Origin of the sequence: Pseudomonas fluorescens (assembly GCF_902497745.1) — a bacterium.
In the GTDB taxonomy this organism is placed as follows: Bacteria; Pseudomonadota; Gammaproteobacteria; order Pseudomonadales; family Pseudomonadaceae; genus Aquipseudomonas; species Aquipseudomonas fluorescens_BM.
Genome location: NZ_CABVHJ010000013.1, coordinates 466 through 21,193, shown reverse-complemented (window position 1 = coordinate 21,193; position 20,728 = coordinate 466). Strand labels below are relative to the sequence as shown.

At 58.3% G+C, this 20,728-nt stretch carries 19 protein-coding genes; 11 read left to right on the top strand and 8 right to left on the bottom strand.

All coding sequences use genetic code 11. The annotated features are described in order from the left end of the window. Positions 1 to 197: 197 nt before the first annotated feature. Positions 198 to 2,126, top strand: a complete 1,929-nt coding sequence (locus tag F8N44_RS19985; RefSeq protein ID WP_150651505.1) for a transglycosylase SLT domain-containing protein — start codon at positions 198 to 200, stop codon at positions 2,124 to 2,126. Positions 2,127 to 2,205: 79 nt separating this feature from the next. Here the strand turns inward: F8N44_RS19985 and F8N44_RS19980 are convergent, their stop codons facing one another. After that, positions 2,206 to 3,234 carry a Fic family protein gene (locus F8N44_RS19980; RefSeq protein ID WP_150651504.1) on the bottom strand — a complete coding sequence of 343 codons (1,029 nt, stop codon included), beginning with the start codon at positions 3,232 to 3,234 and terminating at the stop codon, positions 2,206 to 2,208. 57 nt (positions 3,235 to 3,291) lie between these two features. After that, entirely contained in the window at positions 3,292 to 5,076 is a 1,785-nt protein-coding gene (locus F8N44_RS19975; protein ID WP_150651503.1) for an ABC transporter transmembrane domain-containing protein, read from the bottom strand. A 255-nt stretch (positions 5,077 to 5,331) separates the two neighbouring features. Here F8N44_RS19975 and F8N44_RS19970 point away from each other — a divergent pair, with 255 nt between their 5' ends. Further along, positions 5,332 to 5,511 carry a PA1571 family protein gene (locus F8N44_RS19970; protein ID WP_038369402.1) on the top strand — a complete coding sequence of 60 codons (180 nt, stop codon included), beginning with the start codon at positions 5,332 to 5,334 and terminating at the stop codon, positions 5,509 to 5,511. A gap of 168 nt (positions 5,512 to 5,679) precedes the next feature. On the opposite strand, the gene pdxB is transcribed toward F8N44_RS19970, so the two are convergent. After that, entirely contained in the window at positions 5,680 to 6,822 is a 1,143-nt protein-coding gene (pdxB, locus tag F8N44_RS19965) for a 4-phosphoerythronate dehydrogenase PdxB (protein WP_150651502.1), read from the bottom strand. Between the two features lie 159 nt (positions 6,823 to 6,981). Between pdxB and F8N44_RS19960 the strand changes: the two genes are divergently transcribed. Beyond that, entirely contained in the window at positions 6,982 to 8,391 is a 1,410-nt protein-coding gene (locus F8N44_RS19960; protein ID WP_150651501.1) for an MATE family efflux transporter, read from the top strand. 133 nt (positions 8,392 to 8,524) lie between these two features. Here the strand turns inward: F8N44_RS19960 and tusA are convergent, their stop codons facing one another. After that, entirely contained in the window at positions 8,525 to 8,776 is a 252-nt protein-coding gene (tusA, locus tag F8N44_RS19955) for a sulfurtransferase TusA (protein WP_007910424.1), read from the bottom strand. Between the two features lie 180 nt (positions 8,777 to 8,956). Beyond that, positions 8,957 to 10,030 (bottom strand): 23S rRNA (cytidine(2498)-2'-O)-methyltransferase RlmM, encoded by a 1,074-nt coding sequence (gene rlmM, locus F8N44_RS19950; RefSeq protein WP_038369412.1) that lies wholly within the window; start codon positions 10,028 to 10,030, stop codon positions 8,957 to 8,959. A 222-nt stretch (positions 10,031 to 10,252) separates the two neighbouring features. Here rlmM and acnA point away from each other — a divergent pair, with 222 nt between their 5' ends. Together acnA and F8N44_RS19940 are read left to right on the top strand one after the other, a co-directional pair. Further along, positions 10,253 to 12,994 (top strand): aconitate hydratase AcnA, encoded by a 2,742-nt coding sequence (acnA, locus tag F8N44_RS19945; protein WP_150651500.1) that lies wholly within the window; start codon positions 10,253 to 10,255, stop codon positions 12,992 to 12,994. Between the two features lie 114 nt (positions 12,995 to 13,108). Continuing rightward, positions 13,109 to 13,294, top strand: a complete 186-nt coding sequence (locus F8N44_RS19940) for a hypothetical protein (protein WP_150651499.1) — start codon at positions 13,109 to 13,111, stop codon at positions 13,292 to 13,294. Positions 13,295 to 13,335: 41 nt separating this feature from the next. On the opposite strand, the gene F8N44_RS19935 is transcribed toward F8N44_RS19940, so the two are convergent. Further along, positions 13,336 to 13,803 (bottom strand): aminoglycoside phosphotransferase family protein, encoded by a 468-nt coding sequence (locus tag F8N44_RS19935; protein WP_191630926.1) that lies wholly within the window; start codon positions 13,801 to 13,803, stop codon positions 13,336 to 13,338. Further along, positions 13,793 to 14,281 carry an SRPBCC family protein gene (locus tag F8N44_RS19930; RefSeq protein WP_150651498.1) on the bottom strand — a complete coding sequence of 163 codons (489 nt, stop codon included), beginning with the start codon at positions 14,279 to 14,281 and terminating at the stop codon, positions 13,793 to 13,795. Before F8N44_RS19930 ends, F8N44_RS19935 begins: the two co-directional genes overlap by 11 nt. 196 nt (positions 14,282 to 14,477) lie before the next feature. On the opposite strand from F8N44_RS19930, the gene F8N44_RS19925 reads away from it, so the two are divergent. The 6 genes from F8N44_RS19925 (at position 14,478) to F8N44_RS19895 (ending at position 18,868) form a co-directional block, all read left to right on the top strand. Then, on the top strand, positions 14,478 to 15,398 hold the full coding sequence (locus F8N44_RS19925; RefSeq protein WP_150651497.1) for an ADP-ribosylglycohydrolase family protein: 921 nt from the start codon (positions 14,478 to 14,480) through the stop codon (positions 15,396 to 15,398). A gap of 56 nt (positions 15,399 to 15,454) precedes the next feature. Next, positions 15,455 to 15,859 carry a lysozyme inhibitor LprI family protein gene (locus tag F8N44_RS19920; protein ID WP_150651496.1) on the top strand — a complete coding sequence of 135 codons (405 nt, stop codon included), beginning with the start codon at positions 15,455 to 15,457 and terminating at the stop codon, positions 15,857 to 15,859. 480 nt (positions 15,860 to 16,339) lie between these two features. Next, the gene (locus F8N44_RS19910; protein WP_224794795.1) at positions 16,340 to 16,981 is read left to right on the top strand and encodes an NAD(P)H-dependent oxidoreductase; all 642 of its coding nucleotides are present in this window, start codon (positions 16,340 to 16,342) and stop codon (positions 16,979 to 16,981) included. Positions 16,982 to 17,290: 309 nt separating this feature from the next. Then, positions 17,291 to 17,896, top strand: a complete 606-nt coding sequence (locus tag F8N44_RS19905; RefSeq protein WP_150651495.1) for a hypothetical protein — start codon at positions 17,291 to 17,293, stop codon at positions 17,894 to 17,896. 9 nt (positions 17,897 to 17,905) lie between these two features. Further along, a complete protein-coding gene (locus F8N44_RS19900; RefSeq protein WP_150651494.1) occupies positions 17,906 to 18,112 on the top strand; it encodes a helix-turn-helix domain-containing protein in 207 nt (68 codons plus the stop codon). A gap of 84 nt (positions 18,113 to 18,196) precedes the next feature. Next, positions 18,197 to 18,868 carry a hypothetical protein gene (locus F8N44_RS19895; protein ID WP_150651493.1) on the top strand — a complete coding sequence of 224 codons (672 nt, stop codon included), beginning with the start codon at positions 18,197 to 18,199 and terminating at the stop codon, positions 18,866 to 18,868. A gap of 58 nt (positions 18,869 to 18,926) precedes the next feature. Here the strand turns inward: F8N44_RS19895 and mrdA are convergent. Continuing rightward, the coding region (gene mrdA, locus F8N44_RS19890) for a penicillin-binding protein 2 (RefSeq protein WP_224794794.1) at positions 18,927 to 20,728 on the bottom strand (1,802 nt) is incomplete at its 5' end.

The window sequence follows — 20,728 nt, the reverse complement described above, 5'->3', positions numbered from 1 at the left end:
GGGCGCGCATTCTACCTGAGTTAGGGCTTCAGCAGGCCGGCAATTTGTCTGTCGAAGCACTCTGCACAACATTTGTTGCGAACTTGTGCTGCGAGGCCAGCAAAGCTTTCGCCGCTTGCTGGCAAAAGGCTAAGCTACAGACAATTCAGTGCTGATTCGTGTCGGCACTTGTCATGATTTCTCTGCCCGGATGTCTCATGCGCAGTCGCCTTTTCAGTGTTTTGTCCTGTTTGCTACTTACCGCCGCTGCCGCTCAATCCGCCCAGGCGGTGGACCTGTCCACCCAACGCCAGTATTACGATGAAGCCAAGCGCGCGCTGGCCAAGGGCGATACCGGCCCGTACTTCCGCTACAGCCAGGCATTGGCCGATTACCCGCTGGAACCGTACCTGGCCTACGACGAACTGACCGCGCGCCTGAAAACCGCGAGCAACGCCGAGATCGAGAAGTTTCTCGCCGAGCACGGTGACTTGCCCCAGGCCAACTGGATGAAGCTGCGCTGGTTGCGCTGGCTCGCCGACCGTGGCGACTGGGCGACTTTCGTCAAATACTACGACCCGAAACTCAACTTCACTGAACTGGACTGCCTGAATGCGCAGTACCAGATCACCCATGACAAAAAAGCCGAAGGTTACGCCAGCGCGGACAAACTCTGGCTGACCGGCAAATCGCAGCCCGCCGCCTGTGACGCGCTGTTCGGCATCTGGGCCGCCGACGGCCAGCTCACCGAGCAGAAACGCTGGGAGCGCACCAAGCTCGCCGCTCAGACGCGCAACTATCCACTGGCCAACAGTCTGGTCAACGGCTTGACCACCCTCGCCCCGCGTGGTCGTTTGCTGGTCGATGTCGCGCAGAAGCCCGAACTGCTCAACCAGCCTTCGCGCTTCACCCCGGCCGACGAGCCGATGTCCGACGTGGTCAGCCTCGGTCTGCGCCGCCTCGCTCGTCAGGATCCGGACAAGGCCATGGCGCTGCTCGACGGTTATGCCAGCAGCATGCATTTCTCCCGCGATGAAAAAGTTGCGATCGCCCGGGAGATCGGCCTGACTCTCGCCCGGCGTTTCGACAGCCGCGCGCTGGATGTGATGACCAAGTACGACCCGGAACTGCGCGACAACACTGTCTCGGAATGGCGTTTGCGCTTGCTGTTGCGTCTGGCGCGCTGGGACGATGCGTATCAGTTGACCCGCCGCCTGCCGCAGGACCTGGCCACCACCAACCGCTGGCGCTACTGGCAGGCGCGCAGTCTGGAACTGGCCCAGCCGCAGAACCCGGAAGCGCAGACCCTGTACAAAAACCTTGCGCGCGAACGGGATTTCTACGGTTTCCTCGCCGCCGACCGTTCGCAATCGCCCTATTCGCTGAACAACAAGCCATTGATCCTCAGCCAGGCGCTGATCAACAAGGTGCGCAACACCCCGGGCGTACGTCGCGCGCTGGAATTCCACGCCCGCGGGCAGATCGTCGACGGACGCCGCGAGTGGTATCACGTCAGCCGCCATTTCAATCGCGATGAAATGGTTGCCCAGGCGAAACTGGCTTACGACCTGAAATGGTACTTCCCGGCGATCCGCACCATCAGTCAGGCGCAGTATTGGGACGATCTGGATATCCGCTTCCCGATGGCCCACCGCGAAACCCTCGTGCGTGAAGCCAAGGTGCGTGGCCTGCATTCGAGCTGGGTGTTTGCCATCACCCGCCAGGAAAGTGCCTTCATGGACGACGCCCGCTCCGGCGTCGGCGCCAGCGGTCTGATGCAACTGATGCCCGGCACCGCCAAGGAAACCGCGCGCAAGTTCAGCATCCCGCTGGCCTCGCCGCAGCAAGTGCTCGATCCAGACAAGAACATTCAACTCGGCGCCGCTTACCTGAGTCAGGTGCACAGCCAGTTCAACGGCAACCGCGTCCTCGCTTCCGCCGCCTACAACGCCGGCCCCGGCCGTGTGCGCCAATGGCTGCGCGGTGCTGATCACCTGAGCTTTGACGTCTGGGTGGAAAGCATCCCGTTCGATGAAACCCGTCAGTACGTGCAGAACGTGTTGTCGTACTCGGTGATCTACGGCCAGAAGCTCAACTCGCCACAGCCACTAGTGGATTGGCATGAGCGGTATTTTGATGATCAGTGATCACGCGACTGACGCCGAGTAACAAAAAATGCCCGTATCGCGAGATACGGGCATTTTTATTGAGCTGTCGGCTGCAGACTTAACACTTCAACTTTTTAACCATCATTTTGCCAAGTTGAGTAAGCCGATATTTCTGGGTTGGATTCTTGGGTGATTGAGGATCGGTCATTTCGATCATTCCAGCGGTTAAGGCCGGCTTGAGATAGTTGGATCTGAACGTAGCCTTGTGGACCAGGCTCATCTCTGCCATCAGATCACTGATCCTCAGAGAACGGGGCCCCAGCGTTAACAATAATCTCGCTACTAGGTCGGTTACTGAGTCGGTTACTAGGTCGCTTGCTGACTCATTAGCGATGGCTTCACGCAACGAAACATTTAGCGCATGCAGCATGTACTCGACAAAAGGCGTTGATTCTCCCTGCTGATCAGAAGCAGACAAGGCAGAGTAATAGGCATCCTGCTCCTCTCGAATAACCGCTTCGACCGGCAAATACGCCAGGACCGGGCGCCATTGGCTCAATATCAATGTTTGCCACAGCCGTCCCATTCGCCCGTTTCCATCAGCAAACGGATGGATGAACTCAAACTCATAATGGAATACGCAACTGATGATCAGCGGATGCCATTCAGAGCGCACAAGCCATGCCAGCAAGTCATCCATCAGCGGTGATATGCGGCTCGGAGGCGGCGCCATATGAACCAGTTGTTCTCCGCGATAAATTCCCACACCCGCTCGACGAAAGTGCCCGCACTCGTCAATTAGCCCATGCATCAACAACTCATGCGCTTGAAGCAGGTCAGCCCTGTTGTCAGGCTGCCATTGCGGCATGGTTTCATACGCTGCAAATGCATTGCGCACTTCTTGAATTTCCTTGGGCAAACCTAAAACCCGTTGCCCGGCGAGCACTGCGGTTACCTGCTCGACGCTCAATGTATTGTTTTCGATTGCCAAAGAGGCCTGAATCGTACGGATACGATTGCCTCGGCGCAGATGAGGCGTCTGCCGACTGTCGCCCCCAGCCGAAAGCTGACCGATTTGCTCGCTGATTTCGGCGATCAACGCAATCATTCGTGTGGTTAGGGTCAACGGCGGTTGGTAACGGCTCATGTCCTCATCCAGGCATTCCAAACAGGCCGCCATAATGCCCGATACGAGCAGTGTCCATCAGACTTGATCAACCGTTACTTTTCCATCATTGAACTGCAACGCTGCCAACCGCGCATACAGCGGATTGCTGGCAATCAGCTCCTGATGGGTACCAATGGCCACAAGTTTGCCCTGATCCATCACCGCAATCCGGTCAGCGTTTTTCACCGTGGCCAGTCGATGCGCGATCACCAGCGTAGTGCGGTTCTGCATCAGACTCGGCAAAGCTTCCTGAATCAGATGCTCACTCTGCGCATCGAGGGCGCTGGTGGCTTCGTCCAGCAGCAGGATCGGTGCGTCGACCAGTAACGCCCGGGCAATCGCCAGACGCTGACGCTGACCACCGGAAAGACCGAGGCCACCATCGCCGAGATGGGTCTGGTAACCGTTGGGCATTTTTTCGATGAAGTCATGGGCGTGTGCGATTTTCGCCGCTTCCTTGACCTGCTCCAGCGTCGCCCCCGGATTGCCGTAACGAATATTCTCTTCAACGCTGCCGAAAAACAGCGCCGGTGACTGTGAGACCAAAGCAAAGTGACGGCGCAGGTCCAGCGGATCGAGGCTGGTCAGCGGCACACCATCGATCAGGATCCGCCCCTCCAGCGGGTCATAGAAGCGCAACAGCAAGTCATACACCGTGGACTTGCCGGCGCCGGACGGCCCCACCAGCGCCAGTGTCTCACCGGCCCGAATGGTCAGATTCAAGCCATTGACCGCGTAGCTTTCAGGACGCGAGGGGTAGGAAAAGCGCACGTCCTGCAATTGCAGTTCGCCTCGCACGCGCTGCGGCAAGGTCACCAGCCCGGTGGTGGGTGGCTGGATGATATTTTCCGAACCCAGCAGCTCAGCGATGCGTTCGGCGGCACCTGCCGCACGTTGCAGCTCACCGATCACCTCACTCAACGTGCCAATGGCGCTGCCAACAATCAGGCTGTAAAACACAAACGCGGCCAGTTCGCCACCGGTGATACGCCCTGCAATCACGTCCATGCCGCCGACCCACAACATCACCGCCACTGCGCCGAGCACCAGCACGATCACCATGGTGATCATCCACGAGCGCTGAAAGATGCGTTTGCGCGCCGTGTCGAAAGCGTCTTCAACCGTTGTCGCAAAACGGCGCTCATCCTGAACCTGATGGTTGTAGGCCTGCACGGTTTTGATCTGGCCGAGGGTTTCCGACACATAGCTGCCAATATCGGCGACGCGGTCCTGGCTCAGCCGCGACAGATTGCGTACGCGTCGGCCGAAAATCAGGATCGGTGCGACCACGAACGGCAGCGCAATCACCACGATGCTGGTGAGTTTCGCATTGGTCACGAACAGCAGGATGACGCCGCCGATAACCATCAGCAGGTTACGCAGGAACATCGACAGCGACGAGCCGATCACCGATTGCAGCAGCGTTGTATCGGCGGTCAGCCGCGACTGGATCTCCGAACTGCGGTTATTTTCGTAGAAGCCGGGATGCAGATAGACCAGATGGTTGAACACCTCGCGGCGGATATCGGCCACGCAACGCTCACCGATCCACGACACCCAGTAGAACCGGGCAAACGTGCCCACCGCCAAACCCAGCACCATCAGCATGAAGATGCCGATGCTCTGATTGAGCTGGTGCGGCGACTGAGTCATGAAGCCGCGGTCGACCAACAGTTTGATCCCCTGCCCCATCGACAGTGTGACGGCAGCGGTGACGATCAGCGCCAGCAGCGCACCGATGACCTGCCAGCGGTAAGGGGCCAGAAATCGACTGGTCAGACGCAGGGCGCGCCGGTGCCTGGAAGAAAGCTTCGGGGTCATTCAGGTACACATCCGTGTTGATGAAAGGGCTAGCGTAAACCTTCTTGCGGCGGAACTCTGTAAATCACAATGAGTCAGGTTAAATATGCCCCCAAAGACTAGGCCATAGTTACTATTGGTCTAAAGTCCCGGTTGAGACGAGCGGTCGTTTCTGTTTGAGTGGAGATGCCTCCACTGACAGACCGCAGGGAGTTGTCACAGCCCGGTCACGTGGCGGTTTTACCCTAGGCGCACAACCTGATGAGGAGACAGGCCATGTCCTTGCAACACAGCAGCGAAGACAAAATTGAAGTGATCCGCACCAAGCCCGGCCAATCTCTGGGTTGCTCGATACTGGATAAGGATGGGCGCGAAGTACCGATCACTGAAGAAATGATCCAGCAAGCGTGCAGCGAACTGGAAAAGCGATTGGTCAAGCCTGCCGAACAAGAGTGATATAGCCAACGTCTTCCTGACCCGGCCCCTTTGGCCGGGTTTTTTCTGTCTGCAGATCAGGTATTTGTGGCGCGGCCTTCGCGAGCAAGCTCGCTCCCACAGGGATCCCCCATTCACTGAAGATCTCCTGTGGGAGCGAGCCTGCTCGCGAATGGGCCGACTCGGGTTCTAAACAGCCACAGCCCCCAGCGCCGCCACAATCCTCGCCAACGCCGGCGAATCCCCTTCAATCCGCACCTTCAGTCCTTCAGTCTCACGCCGCACCGGATACTGCTTGCGCAACACATCGAACGCCGCACGCTGCTCACCGACATTACCTACGAGGCTGCGGCGAAAATCCGCATCATCGCGGCGCGGGTCGTAGACGCCTCGGCACAACATCGCCAGCGCCCAGGCCGGATCGCTGTCAGCATGCAGGGTCACTTCAGACAACCACGGTGCGGGCAAAAGATCACTGAGTTGAATGCTCGCCGGTCGACCGCTGAATTCGCAGTACGCCTGATAAATCTGCGCCGTACCGCGCTGTTTGCCATCAAGGCTGTAACCGGCAATGTGCGGTGTGGCCAATACGCAAAGCTCAGCCAACGCCACATCAACTTCAGGCTCGGCTTCCCAGACATCGAGAACGGCTTGCAGGTCTTCACGATCCAGCAGCACTTTGCGCAGAGCAGCGTTATCCACCACCGGACCACGTGCTGCATTGATCAGCCACGCACCCGGCTTGAGCTGCTGCAAACGCTGCTGATCAAACAGATGCCAGGTCGCGCCTTCGCCGCTGCGAGTCAGCGGCGTGTGCAGACTGATCACGTCGCACTGCTCGATGATCTGCTCCAGGCTGACATAATCGCCCCCTTCGGCAGCCTGACGCGGCGGATCGCAGACTTTGACGTTCCAGCCCAGGCCCTTCAGGACCTTGATCAGGCGCCCGCCTACCTCGCCGGCACCAACGACACCGTAGGTTCGTTGAGTGAGATCGACACCTTCGATTTCGGCAAGCGTCATCAGACTGCCCAGCACGTAATCGACCACGCCTCGGGCATTGCAGCCGGGCGCACTCGACCAGGTAATGCCAGCCTCATTGAAGTAATCAAGATCCAGATGATCAGTACCAATGGTGCAGGTGCCGACAAAGCGCACCTTGCTGCCCTCAAGCAATGCGCGGTTGACGTTGGTCACCGAGCGCACAAGCAATACGTCAGCCTGCTCGACCGTCGCTCGGTCGATGGAACGGCCCGGCACCCGGCGGATCTCGCCGAAACCGGCAAAAAAGGCATCGAGCAGCGGGATATTTTCGTCGGCAACAATCAGCATGGCGGGCTCCTTTGGCGGATCGGCAGTTTAGGTGCAGATCGGTCGCCGGGCCAGCAGGCTTTGCGCTTACAAATCCGCAACAGAGGATTTTTCCTGACCAAGGCGTCAGCGGCGTAGAATGCGGCGCCTTGCGCATCAACACCTGTGGACGCTTTGCCCGTGAATTCTGTAACTGATCAACCCGTCGCCGTCTCCCTCACCCGCCCCGCGCGTATTCGCCTGGAGTTCAAGAATCTGCTTGCCCTGGCGTTGCCGATCATCATCGCGCAACTGGCGACTACGGCCATGGGCTTCGTCGACGCCGTCATGGCCGGGCGCGTCGGGCCAAAGGATCTGGCGGCCGTTGCCTTGGGCAACTCGATCTGGGTGCCGGTGTTTCTGCTGATGACCGGCACGCTGCTGGCAACCACGCCGAAAGTCGCCCAGCGTTTTGGCGCTGGCACTCCCAGCGAAATCGGCCCGCTCGTCCGTCAGGCGTTGTGGCTGGCGCTGGTAGTCGGGCTGATCGCGACGGCGATGCTGGTCGCCGCCGAGCCTGTGCTGCACCTGATGAAGGTCGATCCCGAGCTGATCGGCCCGTGCATGCAATACCTGCATGGCATCGCCAGCGGTCTGCCAGCAGTGGCGTTCTATCATGTGTTGCGCTGCACCAGCGACGGCATCGGCCGTACCCGCCCGGCCATGGTGCTGGGCCTGTGCGGTCTGGCGCTGAACATTCCGCTGAACTACGTCTTCATCTATGGCCACTTCGGTGTGCCGGCGATGGGCGGCGTCGGTTGCGGCTGGGCCACGGCGATTGTGATGTGGGTGATGGCACTGGGTCTGGCCGGTTATGAGCGCTGGGCGCCGGCCTATCGTTCGAGCGAAATCTTCAGCCGCTTCGACTGGCCGCAATGGACGGTGATCAAGCGACTGCTGGCGATCGGTCTGCCGATCGGCATCGCGGTGTTTGCCGAGTCGAGCATTTTTGCCGTGATCGCCCTGCTGATCGGCAGCCTCGGCGCCACTGTAGTGGCCGGGCACCAGATTGCGCTCAACGTCAGCTCGCTGGTGTTCATGATTCCGTACTCGCTGGGCATGGCCGTTACCGTGCGCGTCGGTCAGGCGCTGGGCCGCGAAGAACCGCGCGAGGCACGCTTTGCCGCGGGCGTCGGCATGGGCACCGCGCTGGCTTACGCTTGCCTGTCGGCGAGCATGATGCTGTTGCTGCGCGAGCCGATTGCGGCGATCTACACCGCTGACCCAACGGTGATTCACATTGCGGCGATGCTGATCGTGTACTCGGCGCTGTTCCAGTTTTCCGATGCGATTCAAGTCACCGCCGCCGGCGCACTGCGTGGCTATCAGGACACGCGGGTGACGATGATCCTGACCCTGTTCGCCTATTGGGGCATTGGTTTGCCGGTGGGCTATGCCCTCGGTCTGACTGACTGGCTCGGCGAGCCACGTGGCCCGAGCGGCTTGTGGCAGGGTTTGATCGTTGGCCTGAGCTGTGCGGCGTTGATGCTGTCGATACGCCTGACGCGCAGCGCGCGCAAGCGGATTCGGATCAGTCGTAGCGCAGGCTAGGCCATTAACACAGGACAAAAAAGTGGGAGCGAGCTTGCTCGCGAATGCGGTGATTCAGTCGACATTTACACTGACTGACACTCCGCTTTCGCGAGCAAGCTCGCTCCCACAGTTGTTTTATGTATAGCCGCGATTACGCGTGTTTCTTGCGAATCCAGTACAGGTAGGTACCGGCCTCTTCGTGCTGGCTCACCAACTCATGGTCGAGAAACACGCAGAATTTGGGGATATCGCGTTTGGTTGACGGGTCGGTGGCGATCACCTTGAGCAGGCCGCCGGGCACCAGGTCACGGATGTGCTGGTGCAGCATCATCACCGGCTCCGGGCAATTGAGACCGGTGGCATCGAGGGTGCCGTCGACCGGGGTATCGATCATTTCACTCATGATTCACTCCTGAAACTGGCCGGCATTGTCGCGCATTGCCGGGTATTCGGTCATCTGTGGCGTTACGCCACACCCCTGTGGGAGCGAGCCTGCTCGCGAAGGCGTCGTGTCAGCCGACATCATTGCTGGATCGGAATGCGCTTTCGCGAGCAGGCTCGCTCCCACAGGTTATGTGTTGTTTCAGCGGGATTTGGCTTTCTTGGTGTCGTGGCGACGCAAGTGGCAGGTCACTTCCTCACGATCGTGATACAGCTGTTTGCAGCCGATATCGACCTTGATCCCGCGCGCCTTGAAACCATCGGCGATACGTTCGAGCAAACGCTTCACCTCGGCGTAACGCTGCTTCATCGGCAGTTTCAGATTGACCACTGCCTCGCGGCAATGCCCCTCGCCGATCCACTCTTCGAGCATCGCGGCATTACGCGCCGGTTTCTCGACGATGTCGCAGACCATCCAGTCCACCGGCTGCTTGGGCTTGAAGGTAAAACCATCAGCCATCAAGTGCTGCACCAGACCGGTGTCCATCAGGCTTTCGGCCATCGGGCCGTTGTCGATGGCGGTCACCAGCATGCCGCGATTGACCAGTTGCCAGGTCCAGCCGCCCGGTGCGGCGCCGAGGTCAACGCCGGTCATGTCGCTGTGCAGGCGATCTTCCCACTGATCACGCGGAATGAAGTGGTGCCACGCCTCTTCCAGCTTCAGCGTCGAACGGCTTGGTGCTTCACGCGGGAACTTCAGGCGCGGAATGCCCATCGGCCACATCGCCGAGTTACCGGCGTCCGCCATTCCTAGAAACACTTCACGACCACTTTTAAACGTCAGCAGCAAACGCGGTTTGCTGGCGTCCTCCACCAGTTTGCCGGCGCCGGTCAGCGCCTTGCGCAGCGGGCCTTCGAATTTCTTGCAGAAGTTCGACAGTTCCTTGCCGTCGTTGGTGTCGACGACTTCCAGCCACAGGCTGCCGCACACCGGAAAATCGGCCATGTGCGCGAGGATCACGCTGATGCGATCGTTTTCCGGCAGATCGATAAATACGCCGCGCGCCCATTGGCGCGGGAAGATCAACTCGGCGAAACGCTGGCCGCGCATCAGGCGCTCGGCGCCGTCTTCTTCGGTGCAGACAAACTCGGCGCACGCAGTGGCGGCTTTGGCCTTGGCGTAGCCAGCCACGTTGAGTTGCGCAGCGAGATCGGAAATTTCCGAACAGACTTCGCCTTCGAAGCCGGGTCGGCAATGCATGAATAGGGTGTTCATTCTTACTCCTGGGCAGCGGGCGGTGATTCGGCCACTGCGCGATGCTCAGGCCTTGCGTTGCAGCAAAGCCTGTCACGAAAACCGGCGCATGATAGCCGATGTCGGAACCTTGGTTCCGCTCATAGAGTCCAGTTATTAGCCAGCTAATGAAAACAGGGCTACGTTGATAGCTCTGCCCGTCCCCTCAATCCGTAGCCGTGCGGATTCAAAGGAGTGATTGTAATGCCGTCCCTCGATAGCCTGAAAACGCTCAAAACCCTGCAAATCGACGACAAGACCTACCACTATTTCAGCCTGCCGGATGCCGCCAAAAGCCTGGGCGACCTCGACAAGCTGCCAATGTCGCTGAAAGTTCTGCTGGAAAACCTGCTGCGCTGGGAAGATGAAAAAACTGTCACCGGCGCCGATCTCAAGGCGCTTGCCGCGTGGCTCAAGGAGCGCCGCTCCGATCGTGAAATACAGTACCGCCCTGCCCGCGTCTTGATGCAGGATTTTACCGGCGTACCCGCTGTGGTTGACCTCGCCGCGATGCGTGCAGCGATGGCCAAGGCCGGCGGCGATCCGCAGCGAATCAATCCGTTGTCACCGGTGGACCTGGTGATCGACCACTCGGTGATGGTCGACAAGTTCGCCACGCCTAGCGCGTTCGAGCAGAACGTCGACATCGAAATGCAGCGCAACGGCGAACGTTATGCCTTTCTGCGTTGGGGCCAGAGCGCCTTCGACAACTTTAGCGTGGTGCCGCCGGGCACCGGTATCTGCCACCAGGTCAACCTCGAATACCTCGGCCGCACCGTGTGGACCAAGGATGAGGACGGCCGCACTTATGCGTTCCCCGACACCCTGGTCGGTACCGATTCGCACACAACGATGATCAACGGCCTCGGCGTACTCGGCTGGGGCGTCGGCGGGATCGAAGCCGAAGCGGCGATGCTCGGGCAACCGGTGTCGATGCTGATTCCGGAAGTGGTCGGCTTCAAACTGACCGGCAAACTGAAGGAAGGCATCACCGCTACCGACTTGGTACTGACCGTCACGCAGATGCTGCGCAAGAAAGGCGTGGTCGGCAAATTCGTCGAGTTCTACGGCGACGGTCTCGCTGATCTGCCGCTCGCCGACCGCGCAACCATCGCCAACATGGCCCCGGAATACGGCGCGACGTGCGGCTTCTTCCCGGTTGACGACGTGACTTTGGAGTATCTGCGCCTGTCCGGGCGGCCGCCGGAGGTGGTCAAACTGGTCGAGGCCTACACCAAGACTCAGGGCTTGTGGCGTCTGCCCGGTCAGGAACCGGTCTTCACCGACAGCCTGGCGCTGGACATGGGCAGCGTCGAAGCGAGTCTGGCCGGACCGAAACGTCCACAGGATCGCGTCTCGCTGCCGAATGTACCGCAAGCCTTCAGCGACTTCATCGACCTGCAATTCAAACCCACCAGTAAAGAAGAAGGACGCCTGGAAAGTGAGGGCGGTGGCGGTGTCGCGGTGGGCAATGCCGATCTGGTCGGCGAAACCGAGTACGAATACGAAGGCCACACCTATCGCCTGAAAAACGGTGCGGTGGTTATCGCTGCGATCACTTCGTGCACCAACACCTCTAACCCGAGCGTAATGATGGCCGCCGGGTTGCTGGCGAAGAAAGCCGTGGAGAAAGGCCTGACACGTAAACCGTGGGTGAAGAGCTCGCTGGCGCCCGGTTCAAAAGTGGTTACCGACTACTACAAGGCAGCGGGATTGACGCAATACCTCGACCAGCTCGGTTTTTCACTGGTCGGCTATGGCTGCACCACCTGCATCGGCAACTCCGGGCCGCTGCCCGAGCCGATCGAGAAAGCCATCCAGAAAGCCGACCTGACCGTGGCGTCGGTGCTGTCCGGCAACCGCAACTTCGAAGGGCGCGTGCATCCACTGGTGAAAACCAACTGGCTGGCCTCGCCACCGCTGGTCGTCGCCTATGCCTTGGCCGGCAGCGTGCGCAGCGATATCAGCAGCGAACCGCTGGGCGAGGATCAGCACGGCAATCCGGTATACCTGCGCGATATCTGGCCATCGAGTAAAGAGATCGCCGACGCGGTGAATCAGGTCAGCACGGCAATGTTCCATAAGGAATACGCCGAGGTGTTCGCTGGCGATGAACAGTGGCAAGCCATTGAGGTGCCGCAAGCGGCGACGTATGTGTGGCAGGATGATTCGACTTACATTCAACATCCGCCGTTTTTCGATGATATTTCCGGCCCGCTACCGGAAATCAAGGACGTCAAAGGTGCGCGGGTATTGGCCCTGCTGGGTGATTCGGTCACAACCGACCACATCTCTCCTGCCGGCAACATCAAGTCTGACAGCCCGGCCGGGCGTTATCTGCGCGAAAAAGGCGTGGAACCACGGGACTTCAACTCTTACGGCTCACGGCGTGGCAATCATGAAGTGATGATGCGCGGCACCTTCGCCAATATTCGTATTCGTAACGAAATGCTTGGCGGCGAAGAAGGTGGCAACACGATCTACATTCCGACCGGCGAGAAACTGGCGATCTACGATGCGGCGATGAAGTACCAGGCTTCGGGCACGCCGCTGGTGGTGGTCGCCGGGCAAGAATACGGCACCGGTTCCAGTCGCGACTGGGCGGCCAAAGGCACCAACTTACTGGGCGTGAAAGCGGTGATCGCTGAAAGCTTCGAGCGGATCCACCGTTCCAACCTGGTGGGCATGGGCGTGTTGCCGCTGCAGTTCAAGCTTGATCAGAACCGCAAGAGTCTCAACCTGACGGGCAAGGAAACCTTTGAAATTCAAGGTTTGACCGGCGTCGAGCTGACACCGCGGATGAATTTGCCGTTGGTGATAACCCGTGAGGACGGGCGTCAGGAGAAAATCGAGGTGTTGTGCCGCATCGATACGTTGAATGAGGTGGAGTACTTCAAGTCGGGCGGGATTTTGCATTACGTCCTGCGCCAGTTGATCGCCTCGTAACCCACCAACCAATGTAGGGGCTGCCGCAGGCTGCGATCTTTTGACTTTGGCTTTTTAAAGCAAGATCAAAAGATCGCAGCCTGCGGCAGCTCCTACAAAGGGAAACACTTTTCCATGGACGAAAAAAAACCCGCCGAAGCGGGTTTTTCCCAAGACCATTATCGACTCCCTGTCGGCAGCGATCCTTGCAAATGGTCGATCATCCGTGATCCTGAAACACTCCCTGTGTCTCAGTTGATGTGTGTAGATTACGCAGTGGATCCAATCGGCAATAGTCGTAAAAGCTACCAGCGCGTGTAAGACATTCGCCATAGTAACCCTTCCGAAAACCCCTAGCCCTGTCAGGCATCAAGCATGGAAGCCGCGATCTGCGCGACTTTCAGCTGGCCCGAGGCCTGTTCCAGCGCGTCATCCTCCAAAAACCAGGCTGCAGACAAACCGGCGAACGCCAGTACCCATTGCAGCAGCCTGCGGCGATCAAGCCTGGCAGCTTGGACAATCACATCCAGTTGCCGGCGAAAACGTGCGGGATCGGTGGCCGTTGGCAAATCCGGGTTGCAAATCAGGTTGGCGTAGTCAAAACCGCGCTCGCCCTGGTGATGCGCCAGTACATGCGCAGCACCGTCACCGTCCCACCAGGTCATCAGCCGATTGCCATACTTTTCTTCGACATCCAGCGCCACCTTGAGCATGGCCGGCCTGTCGTTCAGGCGTACCGGCAACAAACGGCTGCCGGGCGTGATGATCGGCGCGCCATCCGCCACCAGTGCCCAGCGCTTCAGCCAAGGATCGAAAACGTCAGCCACCATCACGCTCACGGGCCTTGGCGCTATCGGCAAGAAACTGTTCGAGTCGGCTCAACTGCTCTTCCCAGCCACGGCTGTCCATGAAATAAGCCTCTTTCTGGCGAACATCGGGAATATGCGCGAAACCTGATTCAGACACCTTCAGCAATGTGCCCTCCTCGTAATCCTGAAGCTCGAACCTGACCAGGGTGGTCGGCTCCTGGGAATAGTCGATCTTCGGATTGACCGCATACGGATGCCAGCGAAACGAAAACAGCTGCTGCGGCTCGACCCGCTCGATCAGCACGTTCCACAACACATGTTCATAACCCGGATACGTGACCTGCCCTTGCGTCCATTCACCGGCAATAAACCGCCTGCCCTCCAGCGCCACACCAAACCACTGGCCAAACGCCTCGGCATCGACCAATGCACGCCAGACATGCGAACGCGGCGCCTTGAGCGAGATCTTGCGTTCGAAACTATTGGGTACTGGTTTCATACGTCACCTCCTGTTCTGAACACTAGGTCTGTATGACCACATGTCCAATGTGAAGTTGTATCAGAGCGGTGCAGTCATTCATCAGCGAGGACACATCAAGCTGCACTTTTTGACCAGTGCTGTGATGGATCCAGGCCCCCTCCGTCCAACGAAACTGATACCTTTTCCAGCGAATTTGAATCTACATGGACGAATCATGCCGCCATCCCTCGCTGAACGTTACCGCGGTGCCCTGCTTGGTCTGGCGTGCGGTGACGCTGTCGGTACTACGGTTGAGTTCAAACCAAGGGGATCATTCCAACCGTTGACCGATATGGTCGGCGGTGGCCCGTTCCACCTCAAGCCAGGGCAGTGGACAGATGACACCTCAATGGCCCTGTGTCTGGCCGAAAGCCTGCTGAACAAGAATGAGTTCAATGCTGCCGATCAGATGGGCCGCTACCTCAACTGGTGGCAATGGGGTTATCTCAGCTCGACCGGCGAATGTTTCGATATCGGTATGACCGTCAGTCAGGCGCTCGCGCAATATCAGCAAACCGCAAACCCCTTCGCTGGCTCTGCCGATCCTTATAGCGCCGGCAACGGTTCACTGATGCGCCTGGCTCCGGTGGTGCTGTTCTACTTTCCCGACGCTCGGCAAATCCAGAACTTTGCCGCCGACAGTTCGCGAACCACCCACGCAGCACCGGAAGCCATCGAATGTTGCCAATTGTTGGCCGGGTTGATTGGCAGAGCGCTTGAAGGCGCGGGCAAAGCAGAACTGCGTCAGCTGCCTTTCGCCAGCTTCTCGCAACCCAAGGTCGCCGCCATTGCGCGTGGCGATTTCCTCGGTCTGTCCGAGACGGACATCAAAGGCAACGGCTACAGCGTGCAGTCACTGGAAGCGGCGTTGTGGTGCTTTCATCACACGGATAGCTTCGAAGCGGCCATTTTGCGGGCGGCCAACCTGGGCGATGACGCCGACACCACTGCAGCGATCACTGGCCAGTTGGCCGGCGCCTATTACGGCGTGCGGGGGATTCCTGAACACTGGCTGGAAAAGCTGCACGACGTTGAAGAGATTGCGGCGACCGCCGACCGTTTGCTCGCGGCTTCCCGATTGCGCGCGCCTGAATAAGCGCGACGCAGCCGCTACACTGCTCTGCACTTACTTTGATACAGCGAGATTTGACTATGTCCCCACGCCTGCTTCTGGCACTGACACCCTTCCTGTTCACTCCCCTCGCCCACGCTGCCGTCGACTGCGCCAATGCCAGCGCTCAGGCGACGATGAATCAGTGCGCCGGGCAGGAGTTCAAAGCGGCGGACAAGGAATTGAACACGCTGTATCAGCAGATCACCGGACGTTTGAAGGACAACCCGGATGGCAAGAAGCTGTTGGTCAGTGCGCAGCGGGCGTGGCTCGGGTTTCGGGATGCCGAGTGCAAGTTTTCATCGTCCGGGGTAACTGGCGGAAGCGTTTATCCGTGGGTTTACAGCAGTTGCCTGACCGGCGTGACCAAGGTCCGGGTTGAGGCGCTGAAACAGTATTTGAAGTGTGAAGAAGGTGACATGAGCTGCCCAGTGCCTGGGGCCTGATTTTTTGCCGCGGTTTTGAGAAACACTTCGCGAGCAAGCTCGCTCCCACATCGGCATGCATTTCAAATGTGGGGGCGAAGGCAGCCGCCGTAACGCGCTTGGGGTTTCGCCAAACCTCAGAAACGCTCAACGCCCGTGCTATGCGTTGCGCGTGATCATGTTCTGCTCAGGCCGATACGACTCGGCCCTGTGCACACTCGCGCACACGACAGGAGCACCACTGCGCAAACTTTCCTCAAGCACCTGCCGTAGCCGCAACAATCCCTCACGTTGCATCGCCAGGTTGGTCTCGATCTGGCGTATCTCATCCATACGGATATCGATTTGCTCGATGGTCAGCGATTTCGAACAACTGCCGTCCTGCAAGAACAGAACTGCTTGACCTTCAAGTTGGCTTTAATCGTTAGCATAAGCCCAGGTTCAGCACGACAGCCAGTCGTTATTGACCCACCTGAACATCTTTCACCTTTACGGAATTTGATGATGAGCACACTGACAGACCTGCTGAAATGGCGCTACGCAACGAAAAAGTACGACCCTTCCCGGACGGTGTCCGATGAAAAAATCGAGCGCATTCTGGAAGCGGTGCGGTTAACGCCGACATCAAGTGGACTGCAGCCTTTTGAATTGCTCGTAGTGACCAACGCAGAGATTCGCGAAAAGATCAAAGCCGTCAGCTGGAATCAGCAGCAGGTTACCGACTGCTCTCATTTGCTGGTGTTTGCCGCGTGGGACGACATCACTGCGGAGCGGGTCAACATGATGTTTGACCTGACCAATGAAGTGCGCGGGACGGTTAACGAAGGATGGGAAAATTACCGTCAGATGCTCTTGGGCATTGTCGCTGGACGTGGCAAGGAAGCCAATTATCAGGCGGCTGCGCGACAGGCTTACATCGGTTTGGGCTCGGCTTTGATCGCCGCGGCGTTTGAAGAAGTCGATGCCACACCAATGGAAGGTTTCGACCCGGCAGCCATCGATGAGATCCTCGGACTCGCGGCCCGCAACCTGCGCAGCGTAGTGATTCTGCCGCTGGGGCATAGAGCCTCTGAGGGAGACTGGTTGGTCAACCTGAAAAAGGTGCGCCGCTCGCGGGAAAACTTCATTACCGAGATCAAGTAAACCCGGTTAGAGCGGGCGACCTAAGCATGCCTGTAGCGTGTGTCCCCCGCTCTAATCAATTCCTGACCCCCTCGGCGATACCAGCGGCCACCAGTGGATCGCTTCCCTCCTCTGCGCTCGACTTGTTTTTGAATTCGAGAGCAAATCGACATTGAAATCCCCCCAGCTCGATGGAGCAGAGGTGCACTCTGTGGCCCCCGCATTGGAATGCTGTCTGTGCCCTTAACAAAACAAGAACAATTTATTATTGCAATTCGATAATTTAACATCGAGAATTAGTCATTCCCAATGGCACCGCAAGGATTTTTCATGAGTACTCGTCACAACGGATTGGCACTGCAGCGCATGCATTGGGTCGGATTACTGGCAGCGATTCTGGTCTGGGTTTTAGGGGTGACCGAGGTCGGTGGCAACGCTTCGATCTGGTTCTTCAAAACGGATGAAATGCTGGCGGCTCTGCTTTACGCCTTTGCTGAAAACTCACCGCAATTGCTTGACCCGTTTGTCGAAGGCGCACTGCTTGCGCCCGACACATGGCTCTCACCAGTGGTCACCGCGCTGCTCATCGCTTTGGATTTCCTGCCCATTCTGCTCTCGACCTACGTGCTCTGGCTGACAGGCCTGTTTTTCCTGCGCTTGTCCCGCGGTGAAACCTGGACCGAGCGCAATATCAGGGTTCTTTGGCGAGTGGGGATTCTGTGCATCATTTCCCCTGCAACCTACCCGCTGGTAGAGACCTTGCAAGGTTTGACGCTGTCTATCGATCTGCCCCCTGGGGAGCGCATTTTTCAGTTCTCGATTGGCCTGTCCTCCTCATCGGCTTACGAGATCATCAAAGGGGTTTTGCTCTGTTTGTTTTCAATTATCATGCGTGACGCAAAAGTACTCAGCGATGAGCAAAGTCAATACATATAGAACAAGACAATGACCATTATCGTCCGCCTTGACGTTGTCATGGCCACGCAAAAAATTCGCTCGAAAGAGTTAGCTGCGCTGCTGGGCATTACCGAGGCCAACCTGTCATTACTGAAAAATGGCAAGGTCAAGGGCGTGAAGATGGCCACTCTGGACAAACTCTGCACCGCACTCGATTGCCAGCCTGGTGATCTGCTGGAATACCAGAAAGACTGAGCCTTGCGCATAAACGCGAGTTAATTACCGCCAGTCCCCACCGTTTAACTTTTATTCAATCCTTGGCTGTAAGGCGACTTTGTCATGACCCGGTTTTTACTTTGCGCGCTGTTGTTGCTGACAGCGTTGATCAGCGGCTGCGCGACACAACTGGACGTCGCGTTAAATGCGACACCTGATCCGGACTATCAATTTGATCGAAAGGCAACTGTGCTTGTGACACCAGCAGGCGGCAGCGACGAAAACTCTCTGAATGCCCGCTACTATCTTCGCGACATGGTTAATGCGCTGAAAGACCGGGGCTACCGGGAAGTCTATACCGATGTCAGCCTGCCAAAGAACCATGCGCCGATAAACATGACGGTCAGCCTCGACATTGGCAGTCGACAAGTGACTTATCGTTACACCGCCACCGAGTATGGGCAAGTGCCGAGCAGCACCTCTACCGTGTGCAAGAACAGCAAGAAAAAGGACGACCGACTGACCTGCACCAGTACACCCAACACGACCTACGGCCCGATAGGCACCTCGGAGCGAACCGGTTACACCACGCTCAGTACATTCAATGCCACTGCCCGGGATGAAGCCAGCAAACGCACGGTCTACCTGCTTCGGGCCTCGTCCTATAACGATGACTGCCAGTCCGCCAAGGTCGAAGCGTTTCTGGTGGAGCAAGGTTTGCAGAACCTGAGCTTTGAGGAGCGCGTACAGCGTAACTACAGCGTCACGATGCCCGAGGGTTACAGCTGCAAATAGACTTTGCAGGACAACTCACAGCCTCGGCTCAAGCAGCATGAGCCGAGGCTGTGAACCGTTAAACGTGCGGGTCACCCGGCGCCTTGGTCGGCGCCGCATATTGCGGCTTGAGATGGCCGTCCTGATCAAGCAGCCAGGCGTCCATGATCTGCCGCACCACGGGACCAGCGACACGACCACCGGCCTCACCGTTTTCAATCATCACCGAAATTGCGATCTTCGGATGTTCGGCCGGGGCGAAACCGACAAACAAGGCGTTATCGCGGTGCCGTTCGAGGGTTTTCTCACGGTTGTAGCGTTCGCCCTGCTTGATCGCCACCACTTGCGCTGTACCACTCTTGCCAGCGATGCGATATTGCGCACCGGCCGCTGCCGCGCGGGCGATGCCTCGGGCATCGTGCATCACCATCTGCATGCCGTGGTTGACCTGCTCCCAGTCACGCGGATCCTTGAGCAGAATGTTCGGCATCGGATGCTCGTCAACCGGAGCGACACCGTCGACGGTCTTGGCCAGGTGCGGACGATTCCATACGCCTTTGTTGGCAATCAACGCAGTGGCTTGAGCCAGTTGCAACGGCGTGACCTGCATATAGCCCTGGCCGATGCCGAGGATGACCGTTTCGCCCGGGAACCAGGCCTGGCGGCGCGTTGCGCGCTTCCACGCTTGCGATGGCATCAGACCGGGCGACTCTTCAAACATGTCCAGCGAGACTTTCTCGCCAAGGCCAAACATCGCCATGTAATCGTGCAGGCGATCTATACCGAGCTTGTGTGCGAGGTCGTAGAAATAAGTGTCATTGGAACGCATGATCGCCGCGTCCATGTCCACCCAGCCGTCACCACTGTGGTTCCAGTTGCGGTACTTGTGATCGAAGTCCGGGAGTTGGTAATAACCGGGGTCGAAAACGCGGGTCTGCGGCGTCACAACACCTGCATCGAGACCGGCAATTGCCACTTCTGGCTTGATCGTCGAACCTGGCGCGTAGAGCCCGCGCAGTACGCGGTTGAACAGCGGCCGGTCGATCGAGTCTCGCAGTGCCGAGTATTCCTTGGAGCTGATGCCAGTGACGAACAGATTCGGGTCGAAGCTCGGATTGCTGACCATGGCCAACACTTCACCGGTCGAAGGATCGAGCGCTACCACTGAACCACGACGATCACCCAGAGCGGCTTCAGCAGCCTCTTGCAGCTTGATGTCGAGGCTCAGGACGATGTTCTGGCCAGGGACCGGGTCGGTGTGTTTCAAAACACGGAGTACTCGACCTTGAGCGTTGGTTTCCACCTCTTCGTAACCGACGTGGCCGTGTAACTGTGCTTCGTAGAAACGCTCGATACCGGTTTTGCCAATGGATTGGGTACCGCGATATTCGACCGAGTCGAGGCTCTTGGATTCTTTCTCATTGATCCGACCGACGTAACCGATCGAGTGGGCGAAGTGCGCGCCAAGTGGGTAATGGCGGACGAACTGCGGCTCGACATCGAGGCCCGGGAGACGGAACTCGTTGACGGCCAGTACGGCGATTTGCTCTTCGGTCAGCTCATAGAACAGCGTCACCGGTGTAAATGGATGACGGGACTGCTTCATGGCTTTATCGAAGACTGTGCGATCTTCCGCAGGCAGGTGCAGAAGGTTGATGACCTCGTCCAGTTCTTGATTGACGTCGGTGGCGCGTTCGCGGGTGATGGTCAGGTTGAAGCTGGGACGGTTATCGGCGAGCAACACGCCATTGCGATCGTAGATCAAGCCGCGTGTCGGCGGGATCGGCAAGACGTGGACGCGGTTGTTTTCGGAGATGGTCGAGTGGTAGTCGAACTCCACCACTTGCAGGATGTACAGGCGCACGACCAGAGCACAGCTGA

What these genes read in the sequence shown, in the direction of transcription:
- F8N44_RS19895 (WP_150651493.1), top strand. Translation starts at nt 18,197, where the DNA reads ATGACCCGGTTTTTACTTTGCGCGCTGTTGTTGCTGACAGCGTTGATC.
- F8N44_RS19980 (WP_150651504.1), bottom strand. Translation starts at nt 3,234, where the DNA reads ATGAGCCGTTACCAACCGCCGTTGACCCTAACCACACGAATGATTGCG.
- pdxB (WP_150651502.1), bottom strand. Translation starts at nt 6,822, where the DNA reads ATGCTGATTGTTGCCGACGAAAATATCCCGCTGCTCGATGCCTTTTTT.
- F8N44_RS19975 (WP_150651503.1), bottom strand. Translation starts at nt 5,076, where the DNA reads ATGACCCCGAAGCTTTCTTCCAGGCACCGGCGCGCCCTGCGTCTGACC.
- F8N44_RS19905 (WP_150651495.1), top strand. Translation starts at nt 17,291, where the DNA reads ATGAGTACTCGTCACAACGGATTGGCACTGCAGCGCATGCATTGGGTC.
- F8N44_RS19970 (WP_038369402.1), top strand. Translation starts at nt 5,332, where the DNA reads ATGTCCTTGCAACACAGCAGCGAAGACAAAATTGAAGTGATCCGCACC.
- F8N44_RS19920 (WP_150651496.1), top strand. Translation starts at nt 15,455, where the DNA reads ATGTCCCCACGCCTGCTTCTGGCACTGACACCCTTCCTGTTCACTCCC.
- F8N44_RS19985 (WP_150651505.1), top strand. Translation starts at nt 198, where the DNA reads ATGCGCAGTCGCCTTTTCAGTGTTTTGTCCTGTTTGCTACTTACCGCC.
- F8N44_RS19910 (WP_224794795.1), top strand. Translation starts at nt 16,340, where the DNA reads ATGATGAGCACACTGACAGACCTGCTGAAATGGCGCTACGCAACGAAA.
- rlmM (WP_038369412.1), bottom strand. Translation starts at nt 10,030, where the DNA reads ATGAACACCCTATTCATGCATTGCCGACCCGGCTTCGAAGGCGAAGTC.
- F8N44_RS19930 (WP_150651498.1), bottom strand. Translation starts at nt 14,281, where the DNA reads ATGAAACCAGTACCCAATAGTTTCGAACGCAAGATCTCGCTCAAGGCG.
- acnA (WP_150651500.1), top strand. Translation starts at nt 10,253, where the DNA reads ATGCCGTCCCTCGATAGCCTGAAAACGCTCAAAACCCTGCAAATCGAC.
- F8N44_RS19940 (WP_150651499.1), top strand. Translation starts at nt 13,109, where the DNA reads ATGGACGAAAAAAAACCCGCCGAAGCGGGTTTTTCCCAAGACCATTAT.
- F8N44_RS19900 (WP_150651494.1), top strand. Translation starts at nt 17,906, where the DNA reads ATGACCATTATCGTCCGCCTTGACGTTGTCATGGCCACGCAAAAAATT.
- F8N44_RS19925 (WP_150651497.1), top strand. Translation starts at nt 14,478, where the DNA reads ATGCCGCCATCCCTCGCTGAACGTTACCGCGGTGCCCTGCTTGGTCTG.
- tusA (WP_007910424.1), bottom strand. Translation starts at nt 8,776, where the DNA reads ATGAGTGAAATGATCGATACCCCGGTCGACGGCACCCTCGATGCCACC.
- F8N44_RS19935 (WP_191630926.1), bottom strand. Translation starts at nt 13,803, where the DNA reads ATGGTGGCTGACGTTTTCGATCCTTGGCTGAAGCGCTGGGCACTGGTG.